Annotated in this window: 5 protein-coding genes; 4 read left to right on the top strand and 1 reads right to left on the bottom strand. The window is 72.3% G+C overall.

Translation table 11 applies throughout. The annotated features are described in order from the left end of the window. Nucleotides 1-6: 6 nt before the first annotated feature. The 4 genes from fxsA to fxsT all read left to right on the top strand — a co-directional run bounded on the left by fxsA (nt 7) and on the right by fxsT (nt 6,309). Nucleotides 7-258, top strand: a complete 252-nt coding sequence (fxsA, locus tag Sri02f_RS19940; protein WP_245970701.1) for an FxSxx-COOH cyclophane-containing RiPP peptide — start codon at nt 7-9, stop codon at nt 256-258. Nucleotides 259-471: 213 nt separating this feature from the next. After that, on the top strand, nt 472-1,617 hold the full coding sequence (locus Sri02f_RS19935; RefSeq protein ID WP_245970700.1) for an FxsB family cyclophane-forming radical SAM/SPASM peptide maturase: 1,146 nt from the start codon (nt 472-474) through the stop codon (nt 1,615-1,617). Then, on the top strand, nt 1,617-3,134 hold the full coding sequence (locus tag Sri02f_RS19930; protein WP_109003176.1) for an aKG-HExxH-type peptide beta-hydroxylase: 1,518 nt from the start codon (nt 1,617-1,619) through the stop codon (nt 3,132-3,134). Before Sri02f_RS19935 ends, Sri02f_RS19930 begins: the two co-directional genes overlap by 1 nt. A 133-nt stretch (nt 3,135-3,267) precedes the next feature. Further along, entirely contained in the window at nt 3,268-6,309 is a 3,042-nt protein-coding gene (gene fxsT, locus Sri02f_RS19925; protein ID WP_109002676.1) for an FxSxx-COOH system tetratricopeptide repeat protein, read from the top strand. A 108-nt stretch (nt 6,310-6,417) separates the two neighbouring features. Here fxsT and Sri02f_RS19920 read toward each other — a convergent pair whose 3' ends face one another. Next, nucleotides 6,418-10,263 carry a multifunctional oxoglutarate decarboxylase/oxoglutarate dehydrogenase thiamine pyrophosphate-binding subunit/dihydrolipoyllysine-residue succinyltransferase subunit gene (locus Sri02f_RS19920; RefSeq protein WP_109003175.1) on the bottom strand — a complete coding sequence of 1,282 codons (3,846 nt, stop codon included), beginning with the start codon at nt 10,261-10,263 and terminating at the stop codon, nt 6,418-6,420. Between the last annotated feature and the right edge of the window lie 221 nt (nt 10,264-10,484).

Raw genomic sequence — 10,484 nt, 5'->3', positions numbered from 1 at the left:
ACGGGCATGGACGTAAGGGGCGAGCCCACGGGGATGACGCGCGCGGCGGGGACGGCCGTGGCGCCGGTGGCACCGGCGCCGTCGGAAGAGGCCTTCGCGGCGCAGCCGCTGCCGGAGCCGCTGCCGGATCTGCTGGCGCTGGATCTGGCCGAGTTGGGCACGATCGGCCATCCCGTGCTGCGCGAGGTCGTCGCGGAACTGCGCGACCGGGCAGGACGATCGAGCGAGACACTGTGGGGCTTCGACTCGGTTCTCTGACCGCGGCACCCCCCTCAGACGGCTCATTGCGTGCCGCACCGTCTCCTTCCGCACCGCCTCTTTCCGTACCCCACAGGTCGGTCGGTTGGCGTCGGTTCTGGTCTGATGTGCGCGCGACTCGGACAAAATCGGTCGGACGGGGTTTGTGTCCGGCGGCGAACCGGGAATGCGCCTCCGTGCGGCGCACAGGGCCGAAGGCATGGGGGTGCTGGAGTGTCCGGACAGGCCTTCCGGCAGTTCATCGTGAAGGTGCACGGCCGCTGCAACCTCGCCTGCACCTACTGCTACCTCTACACGGGACCCGACCGCACCTGGCGCTCACGGCCCGCGGCCGCCGCCCCCGAGGTCCTCGACCGCACCGCGACCCGGATCGCCGAGCACGCCCGCACCCATGCCCTGCCCGCGCTGTCCCTCGTCCTGCACGGCGGCGAACCCCTGCTGGCGGGCGCGGGAACGCTGGCCCGCTTCACCGCGCTGGTCCGCGACCGCGTCCCGGCGGACTGCGCCGTCGACGCCGTCGTCCAGACCAACGCCACCCTCCTCACCCCGCGCCGGCTCGCCGTCCTGGCCGACGCCGGCCTGCGGATCGGCGTCAGCCTCGACGGCGGTCTCGCCGCGCAAAACGCGCGGCGCGTCGACCACGCCGGCCGCCCCTCCTGGCCGGCCGCCTCACGCGGGGCCCTGCTGGTCGCCGAGCGCGCCCCGCAGGTGTACGCCGGCGTCCTGACCGTCGTCGACGTCACGCTGGACCCGGTGGAGACGTACGAGTCGCTGCTCACCCTGCGCCCGCCCGCCCTCAACCTGCTGCTGCCGCACGGCAACTGGTCCGCCCCGCCGCCCCACTGGGCGGGCGCCCGGCACGGGGAGTGGCTGTGCGCCGTCTTCGACCGCTGGTGGACGGCCGGTCGGCGGGAGACGCGGATCCGCCTCTTCGAGGAGTGCGTCGCGCTCCTGCTGGGACTGCCCGCCGCCACGGAGGCCCTGGGGCTCGCGCCCTTTGACGCGGTCGTGGTGGAGACCGACGGATCCGTCGAGCAGGTCGACTCCCTGAAGTCGGCCTACGACGGCGCCGCGCGCACGGGCCTGGACGTCTTCCGGCACGCGTTCGACGAGGCGCTGCGGCACCCCGCGGTCGCGGCCCGGCAGGCGGGCGCCGCCGCCCTCGCGGACCAGTGCCGGTCGTGCCCGCTGCTGAGGGTCTGCGGCGGCGGCCACTACGCCCACCGGTACCGGGCCGGCCACGGCTTCCGCAACCCGTCCGTGTACTGCGCCGACCTCCAGCGCCTCATCCGCCACATCGCCGCCCGGCTCGCCACGGACACGACCCCGGCGGTCCGCCGCGAGGAGGTCTGGTCGTGATCGCGTCGCCGGTCCCGGACGGGGCCCTCGGCGAACTCGGGCGCACCGGGGGCGGCGCCGAGACGCTCGCGCTCCTGGTGCGGGATCAGGACACCCGGCGGCTGCTCCTGGTGCGCGCCGTGCTCGACGCGGCCGACGCGGCGGATCCCGCCGTCTGCTCCGCCGAGCGCAAGGCGCGGCTGCGCGAGGACTGGAGCCTGCTCGCCGAGGCCGACCGCCCACCGCGCGCCGGAGCCGCGGCCCCTCCGTCCGGCGCGCACCGCCGCCCGCCCGACGCCGCCCGCTCGGTCCGCGCCGCCCGCTCACCCGGCGGCGCGCTCTCGCCCGCGCGTGCCCGTCTCTTCCATCCCCTCACCGGCCCCTGGGCCCTGAGCTGTCTGCGGGGACTCGACGACCGCGAGCGTCTCCCCGGTGCACGGGACGAGCACACGGCACGCCGGCTCCGGCGAGACCTCGCCCACTTCAGCGCCGTCGCCGCCGTCGCGGCCGCCCGTGCCGGGATCCCCTTCGCCGTCCGGCTGACCGCCCGCGCCGGTGTGCTCACGCTGCCCTCCCTCGGCTCCCTGCACACGGCCGCCCCGGGCGACGTGCCCGTCGACCTCGGGCACCGGGACGGACGGCTGACGTTTCGTCAGCCGGGCGCGCCGGACGTCGTCGTGCACCTGGAGAGCGGCATCGGGGCCTGGTCCGGCGCCCTGGCCTGGACGTCCGCGCACGCCCTGCCCGGGCTGCTGCCCGGCGCGACCCCCATGCCCCTGGACGACGCCGACCCCTACCGCGCCGCGCCCGGCCCCCGCCACCGCACGCTGGGAGCCCCGGCCACCCTCGACGACGCGGACTGCAAGCGATGGCTCCAGGCCTGGTCCGGCACCGCGGCCGCCCTGCGCACCGGCGGCGAGCAGCGAGTCGACGAGGCCTCGGCACTGCTGCGCTGCCTGGTCCCGCTGGAACGGCCCCCCGGCGCGGGCGCCGACGGGCGGGACAGCTGCAGCGCGACCCGGCACGAGGCGTTCGGCGCCCTGCTCGCCAGCCCCCCGAAGGACGCCGTGGCCCTGGCCGCCACGGTCGTCCACGAACTGCACCACGCCAAACTGGCCGCCCTCGGCGATCTGGTGACGCTCCATCACGCGGGCCCCGAGGCACGCTACTTCGCGCCGTGGAAGACGGTTCCCCGGCCCTACGACAGCCTGCTGCAGGGCGTCTACTCGCATCTGGCCCTCGCGCACTACTTCCAGCGCCGGGCGCTCGTCACCCCGCCGCCCGAAGCGGAGTACGCCTGGTCCCGGCACGCCCGCTACCGCGCCCAGGTGGCAGCCGCCCTGCCGGCCCTCGTCGCCTCGCCCGACCTCACCGTCCCGGGACGTGTGTTCGTCGACGAGATGACCGCCGCCTACGAACGCATGGCCGAACACCCGGCGCCCCGCGACCACACCGTCCGGGCCCAGGCGTACGTGAAGGCCGCGCGCGCCCTGTGGACGCAGCGTCATGCTCCCGCGCTGCCACGCCCGAAAGGATGAGGATGGCCTGCGCGGCGCCCTCCGGTGCGCGAAGATCGTCGGGCCGAGGCGCGCGCCGGACCGGTCGGCGGACTTACGCGCGCCGCGCCGAGGTCCTAGGATTTTCGAGGTACTACGTGCTGGAGGCCGCTGCATGTCTGGAGCTCGTACGCCGGTCGGGGCAACCGGGAGGAGGTCCGCGAAGCAGACGGTCACGATCCACTTCGCGGGATTCAACCGGGCCTGGGCGGCCTGGATCGGTGACCGGCTCGAACGGCGCGGCCTGCGGGTCGTCTACCTGCGCTGGGACTCCCCGGCGGAGGTGCCGCTGGTCGACCTGCTGCGCGACCTGGAACTCGCCGAGGGACGCATCCTCATCGTCGTCAGCGAGTGGTACTTCCAGCTCGGGCCCCGCACGCAGGAGGAGTGGAACGCGGCACTGCGCGAGGTCGTCGCCCCCGACCCGTCCCGGTTCGCCGCGGTCTCCGTGACCACGGCGTCCGTGCCCGCCGCGACCGCCGTCCTCGCCCCCGTCGACCTGACCAACATGGGCTCCGAGGAGGCCGAGCGCCGCCTGTTCGACCGGCTCGACCTGCCGCTCGAACCGCTGCGCGAGACCCCCGACGCCGCCCGCCGCGGCCCCCGCTTCCCCGCGGCGATGCCCGAGGTCTGGGGCGGGGTGCCCCGCCGCAACACCCGCTTCACCGGCCGCGAGTCGCTGCTCAACGACGCCTACCACCTGCTCCAGGGCGCGGAGCCGGGCGCCGGCGTGGTCACCTTCCACGGCATGTCCGGGGTCGGCAAGACCCAGATGGCCGCCGAATACGTGTACCGGTTCGGCTCCGAGTACGACGTCGTGTGGTGGGTCAACGCCGAGAAACGCGTCACCTACCGCCGGCTGCTGGCCGAACTCGCCCCGAAGCTGGGCCTGCAGACCGGCCAGGAGTACGGCGAACGGCTGCGCGCCGTCCGCGACGCGCTGCGCCGCGGCGACCCCTACGGGCGCTGGCTGCTGATCCTCGACGGAGCGGACGAACCGGACCAGATCTGGGACCTGGTGCCGACCGGCCCCGGCCATGTCATCATCACCTCCCGCAACCCCGAATGGACCGAGCACAACAGCAAGTTGCTGGAGGTGCCCGTGTACGCCCGGGACGAGTCGGTGGCGTTCATCCGCCGCCGCGCGCCCCGGCTGTCGGAGGTCGAGGCCGACCAGCTCGCGGACGCGCTGGAGGACCTGCCGCTGCTGCTGGATCAGACGGCGGGCTGGCTGAACGACTCCGACCTGTCCGTGCGGGAGTACATCGCCCTGCTGGACGGCGGCATCGACAACGACGTCGTGAAGGTGTCGGCGGACTTCCCGCTCGCCTTCCAGACCGCCTGGTCGATACTGCTGAACAAGCTCCGTGAGACCGTCCCCGAGTCGGTCGACCTGCTGCGGCTGTGCACCTTCTTCGCCCCGGGCTTCATCCCCGTCCGCCTGCTGCGCGAGATGTCGAGCGACGAACTGCCCGAACAGCTCGCCGGGCTGCTCAACGACCCGCTGCTGTGGAACAGGGCGATCAACCAGCTCCGCCAGTACTCGGTGGTCCGGCTGGAGTCCCACGAGACGGCGGGCGAGGAGGGCTCCGTGTCCGGGGAGTCGCTGTACCTGCACCGCATGGTCCACCAGATCGTGCACAAGGACATGCCGGACGCGGACCGCAAGGAGTTCGTCGACGTCGTCCGGCAGGCCCTCGCCGCCGCCGACCCGCGCCGGCCCACCGACCCCGACCTGTGGCCCGGGTACGCCGAGATCGTGCCGCACCTGAAGTACGCGGACGTGCTGCAGACCCAGGACCCGAACGTGCAGCGGCTGGTCTTCAACTGCCTGCGCTACATGTACTTCTCCGGCGAGTACAACGCCGGCATCAAGCTCGGCGAGCGCGCGATGGAGGCCTGGCGCGAGCTGCTCGGCCCGACGCACCCCAGGATCTGGGAGCTGACGTACCACTACACCAACCTGCTGCGGGCCACCGGCGACTACGCGCGCACCGAGGCCCTCAGCCGTGCGGCCGCCGAGCATCTGAAGGCCGAGCGCGGCCCCCAGGACCTGGAGCATCTGCGGGCCGCCGCGGGTCTCGCCGCCGACCTGCGGGGCCTCGGCCGCTACGACGAGGCGCTGGAACTGTCCGAGTGGGTGCTGGTCGCCTACCGCGAACTGCTCGGCGAACAGGACTCGCGCAGCCTCAACTCACGCAACAACCTGGCCGTCTCGCTGCGCCTCCTCGGCCGCTACCCGGAGGCCCTGGAGCACGACCGGCGGACCATGGAGTCCCGGCGCCAGCTGCTGCGGGCCCGGCATCCGTGGACCCTCGGCTCCGAGATCTCCTACGCCATCGACCTGCGCCTCCTCGGCAACTACACCGAGGCCGAGTCCATCCAGGCGAACAACGTGGGCGAGATCCGCCGGGTGCTGGGCCGCGACAACCCGCAGACCCTCAAGGCCGAGCACAACCTCGCACTGTGCCGCTACCGCCTCGGCGACCGCGACCGCCGCGGCGACCGCGGCGCCGACCCGCAGGAGCCCGGGGACCTGCTGTCCAGCGTGCTGGAACGCGGCGAGCGGGTGCTCGGCGAGACGCATCCGCTGACCCTGATCTTCGCGACGGCCCAGAGCTGCTACGCCCGCGAGCACGGCGACATCGACCAGGCCCGCGAGCTCAGCGAGGCCGTCGTCGCACGCTACGAGGTGATGCTCGCCGAGGGCCACCCCTTCGTCGCCGGGGCCCGCGCCAACCAGGCGCTGATCCTGCGCAACGTCGGCGAGCGGGAGGCCGGCCACGTCCTCCTGGAGCAGGCGCTCGCGTCGATGACCGACGCGGTGGGGGAGAACCACCCCTGGACGCTGGGCTGCGCCCTGAACGCCTCGGCCCTGCGCAACATCGTCGGCGACACCGAGAGCGCCGCCGACCTCAGCCGGGACACGGTGACCCGGGCGGTCGAGTCGCTCGGCCGCACCCATCCGCTGACCCTGTCGGCGCGCATCGCCCACGCGGCGGACCTGCGCGGCCTGCGGGACCGGCGGCAGGCGGAGAAGGTCGAGCAGGAGGCCCTCACGGACCTCGACTCGACGCTGGGCAGCAAGCATCCGCACACCGTCTCGGCCCGCTCCCGCAACCGCCCCTACTGGGACTTCGAACCCCAGGTCATCTGACGGCGGCCCGCCGCGGACCAGGTGAGCCGCGTGAGCCGTCCGGCACGGCGAAGGGCCCGCCCCCGGAAACCTCCGGGGGCGGGCCCTTCGCCGCGCGGCGGCCGAGGACTACGCCTCGAACACCTCACGCACCAGCTGCTCCTGCTCCGCCTGGTGACGCTTGGCGGAACCGACCGCCGGGGACGAGCCGTGCGGGCGCGAGATGCGGCGCAGGCGCTCGCCGTGCGGCACGTCCGCGCCGACCGCGAGGTCCAGGTGGTCGATCAGGTTCAGGGCGATGAACGGCCAGGCGCCCTGGTTGGCCGGCTCCTCCTGGGCCCACAGGTACTTCTCGGCGTTGGGGTACTTGTTGACCTCGGCCTGCACCTCGGCGCCCGGCAGCGGGTACAGCCGCTCCAGCCGGATGATGGCCGTGTCCGTGACCCCGCGCTTCTGACGCTCGGCGTCCAGGTCGTAGTAGACCTTGCCGGTGCAGAAGACGACCTTCTTGACCGCGTTCGCGTCGACGGACGCGTCGCCGATGACCGGGCGGAACTGGCCCGTGGTGAACTCCTCCGCCTTCGACGCGGCGGCCTTCAGACGCAGCATCGACTTCGGGGTGAAGACGACCAGCGGCTTGTGGTGCGGGTTGTGCACCTGCCACCGCAGGAGGTGGAAGTAGTTCGACGGCAGCGTGGGCATCGCGACCGTCATGTTGTTCTGGGCGCAGAGCTGCAGGAAGCGCTCGACACGGGCCGAGGAGTGGTCCGGGCCCTGGCCCTCGTAGCCGTGCGGGAGGAGCAGGGTGACGCCGGACGTCTGGCCCCACTTCTGCTCGGCGGCCGAGATGTACTCGTCGACGACCGTCTGCGCGCCGTTGACGAAGTCGCCGAACTGCGCCTCCCACATCACGAGCGCGTCCGGGCGGGCCAGCGAGTAGCCGTACTCGAAGCCCATGACCGCGTACTCGGACAGCAGCGAGTTGTAGACGTTGTAGCGCGCCTGCTCGTCGGCGAGGTACTGGAGCGGGGTGTGCTCCTCGCCCGTCTCGCGGTCGATGAGGACCGCGTGACGCTGGCCGAAGGTGCCGCGCTGCGAGTCCTGGCCGGACAGCCGCACCGGGGTGCCCTCGAGGAGGAGCGAGCCCACGGCCAGCGTCTCGCCCATGCCCCAGTCGATCGTCCCGTCCTCGACCATCGTGGCCCGGCGCTGCAGCTGGGGCAGCAGACGCGGGTGCACGTGGAAGTAGTCCGGGATGTTGACCTGGGACTCGGCGATGCGCTTGACGACCTCGGTGGAGATCGCGGTGTTCACGGCGACCGGGAACTCCGCCTGCGGGTCCGACACCGGGCCGGCGCTCGGCTGGGCCGTGACGGCCTCGCGGACCTCCGTGAAGACCTTCTCCAGCTGGCCCTGGTAGTCCTGCAGCGCCTGCTCGGCCTCTTCCAGGGTGATGTCGCCGCGACCGATCAGGGACTCGGTGTAGAGCTTGCGCACCGAGCGCTTCTTGTCGATCAGGTCGTACATCAGCGGCTGGGTGAAGGCCGGGTTGTCCGACTCGTTGTGACCGCGGCGGCGGTAGCAGATGAGGTCGATCACCACGTCCTTGTTGAACGCCTGGCGGAACTCGAAGGCCAGACGCGCGACGCGCACCACGGCCTCGGGGTCGTCGCCGTTCACGTGGAAGATCGGGGCCTCGATCATGCGCGCCACGTCCGTGGCGTACATCGACGAGCGCGAGGACTCCGGGGCGGCCGTGAAGCCGACCTGGTTGTTGATGACGATGTGGACCGTGCCGCCGGTGCGGTAGCCGCGCAGCTGCGACATGTTCAGGGTCTCGGCCACCACGCCCTGGCCCGCGAAGGCCGCGTCGCCGTGCAGGGCGACCGGCAGGACCGTGAAGTCCGAGCCGCCCTTGTTGATGATGTCCTGCTTGGCGCGGGCGATGCCCTCGATGACCGGGTCGACCGTCTCCAGGTGGGAGGGGTTCGCGGCCAGCGAGACCTTGATCTGCTCGCCGTCCAGGCCGGTGAAGGTCCCCTCGGCGCCCAGGTGGTACTTCACGTCGCCGGAGCCGTGCATCGACTTCGGGTCGAGGTTGCCCTCGAACTCGCGGAAGATCTGCGCGTACGACTTGCCGACGATGTTCGCGAGGACGTTCAGGCGGCCCCGGTGGGCCATGCCGATGACGACCTCGTCCAGGCGGGACTCGGCGGCCGAGTCCAGCACCGCGTCGAGCAGCGGGATGACGGACTCGCCGCCCTCCAGCGAGAAGCGCTTCTGGCCGACGTACTTCGTCTGCAGGAACGTCTCGAAGGCCTCCGCGGCGTTCAGCCGGCGCAGGATGCGCAGCTGCTCCTCGCGCTCCGGCTTGGTGTGCGGGCGCTCGATGCGGTCCTGGATCCAGCGGCGCTGCTTGGGGTCCTGGATGTGCATGAACTCGACGCCGGTGGTGCGGCAGTACGAGTCGCGCAGCACGCCGAGGATGTCGCGCAGCTTCATCAGGGACTTGCCGGAGAAGCCGCCGACCGCGAACTCGCGCTCCAGGTCCCACAGGGTGAGGCCGTGCTCGGTGATGTCGAGGTCGGGGTGCTTGCGCTGGCGGTACTCCAGCGGGTCGGTGTCGGCCATGACGTGGCCGCGGACCCGGTAGGAGTGGATCAGCTCGAAGACGCGGGCGGCCTTGGTGACGTCGTCGTCGTGGCTGGCGTCGATGTCCTTGAGCCAGCGGACCGGCTCGTAGGGGATGCGCAGCGCCTCGAAGATCTCGTCGAAGAAACCGTTCTCGCCGAGCAGCAGGTTGGCGACGATCCGCAGGAACTCGCCGGACGCGGCGCCCTGGATGACCCGGTGGTCGTAGGTCGACGTGAGCGTCATGACCTTCGAGATTCCGAGCTTGTTCAGGGTGTCCTGGCTGGTGCCCTGGAACTCCGCCGGGTAGTCCATGGAGCCGACGCCCATGATGACCGACTGGCCGGGCATCAGACGCGGCACGGAGTGGACGGTGCCGAGGCCGCCGGGGTTGGTCAGGGAGACCGTGACGCCGGTGAAGTCGTCCATCGTCAGCTTGCCGTCGCGGGCGCGGCGGACGATGTCCTCGTAGGCCTGCCAGAACTCGAAGAAGTTCAGCGTCTCGGCCTTCTTGATGCCGGCGACGACGAGCTGACGGTCGCCGTTGGGCTTCACCAGGTCGATGGCCAGGCCGAAGTTGACGTGCGGCGGCTTGACGAGGGTGGGCTTCCCGTCCTTCTCCGCGTAGTGCCAGTTCATCGACGGCATGGCCTTGATGGCCTGCACCATCGCGAAGCCGATCAGGTGCGTGAAGGAGATCTTCCCGCCCCGGGCGCGCTTGAGGTGGTTGTTGATGACGATGCGGTTGTCGAACAGCAGCTTCACCGGGACCGCGCGCACGGACGTGGCCGTGGGCAGCTCCAGCGAGGCGTTCATGTTCTTGGCGACCGCGGCGGACGGACCGCGCAGCGTCACGAACTCGGGGCCCTCGGGGGAGGCGGGAGCCGCGGCGGCGGGCGCGGGCTTCGCGGCGGCGGCCGGCGATGGGGGTCCCCCCGCGCGAGTGGATCCGAGCGTGGGGGAGGCGGGGGCCGCCTTCGCCGGAGCCGGAGCGGCGGCCGCGGGCTTGGCGGCGGCGGGCGCGGGAGCCGCGGCGGCGGGCGCCGCAGCAGCGGGCGCCGCCTGGGCGGGAGCGGCCGGGGCAGCGGGCGCAGGGGGCGTGGTGGTGGTCGCTGCGGCCCCCGCGGCCGCAGTACCCGCCGGAGCCGAGGGAGCGGCTGCTCCTGGCTTGTAGTCGGCGAAGAAGTCCCACCAGGCGCGGTCTACCGAATTCGGGTCCTGGAGGTACTGCTGATAGATCTCGTCGACGAGCCACTCGTTCGGCCCGAACGCGGCAGCGGGGTTCTTGCCCGCTTGGTCTGCGTCGGTCGAGATGCTGGAGTTACTGGGGGACTGTGGCGACACGGCGGCAACCGCCCTCTTCCGCTTCACAAGGTGATGGACAGCGGGAATAAAGGCTACGCCCCCTGGAGGGGGAAGGTCAGGCCGGGCCCGTCCATCGTCGCGTAAGTCACATCGGAGAGCGTGTTTCGGGGGTGCAAATGGCGGGAAACAAGCGCGGTTGTGCGCCACACGGGATGCAGGGGGCGGATGGCGCGCGCCCGGCGCGCGCACCCCGGCCGACC

This window comes from Streptomyces rishiriensis (assembly GCF_003112535.1).
In the GTDB taxonomy this organism is placed as follows: domain Bacteria; phylum Actinomycetota; class Actinomycetes; order Streptomycetales; family Streptomycetaceae; genus Streptomyces; species Streptomyces rishiriensis.
Note: the sequence above shows the minus strand (reverse complement) of the source record. Positions and strands in the feature narration are given on the sequence as shown.

Coding starts and splice junctions, on each gene's coding strand:
- fxsA (WP_245970701.1), top strand. CDS start 7: ATGGACGTAAGGGGCGAGCCCACGGGGATGACGCGCGCGGCGGGGACG.
- fxsT (WP_109002676.1), top strand. CDS start 3,268: ATGTCTGGAGCTCGTACGCCGGTCGGGGCAACCGGGAGGAGGTCCGCG.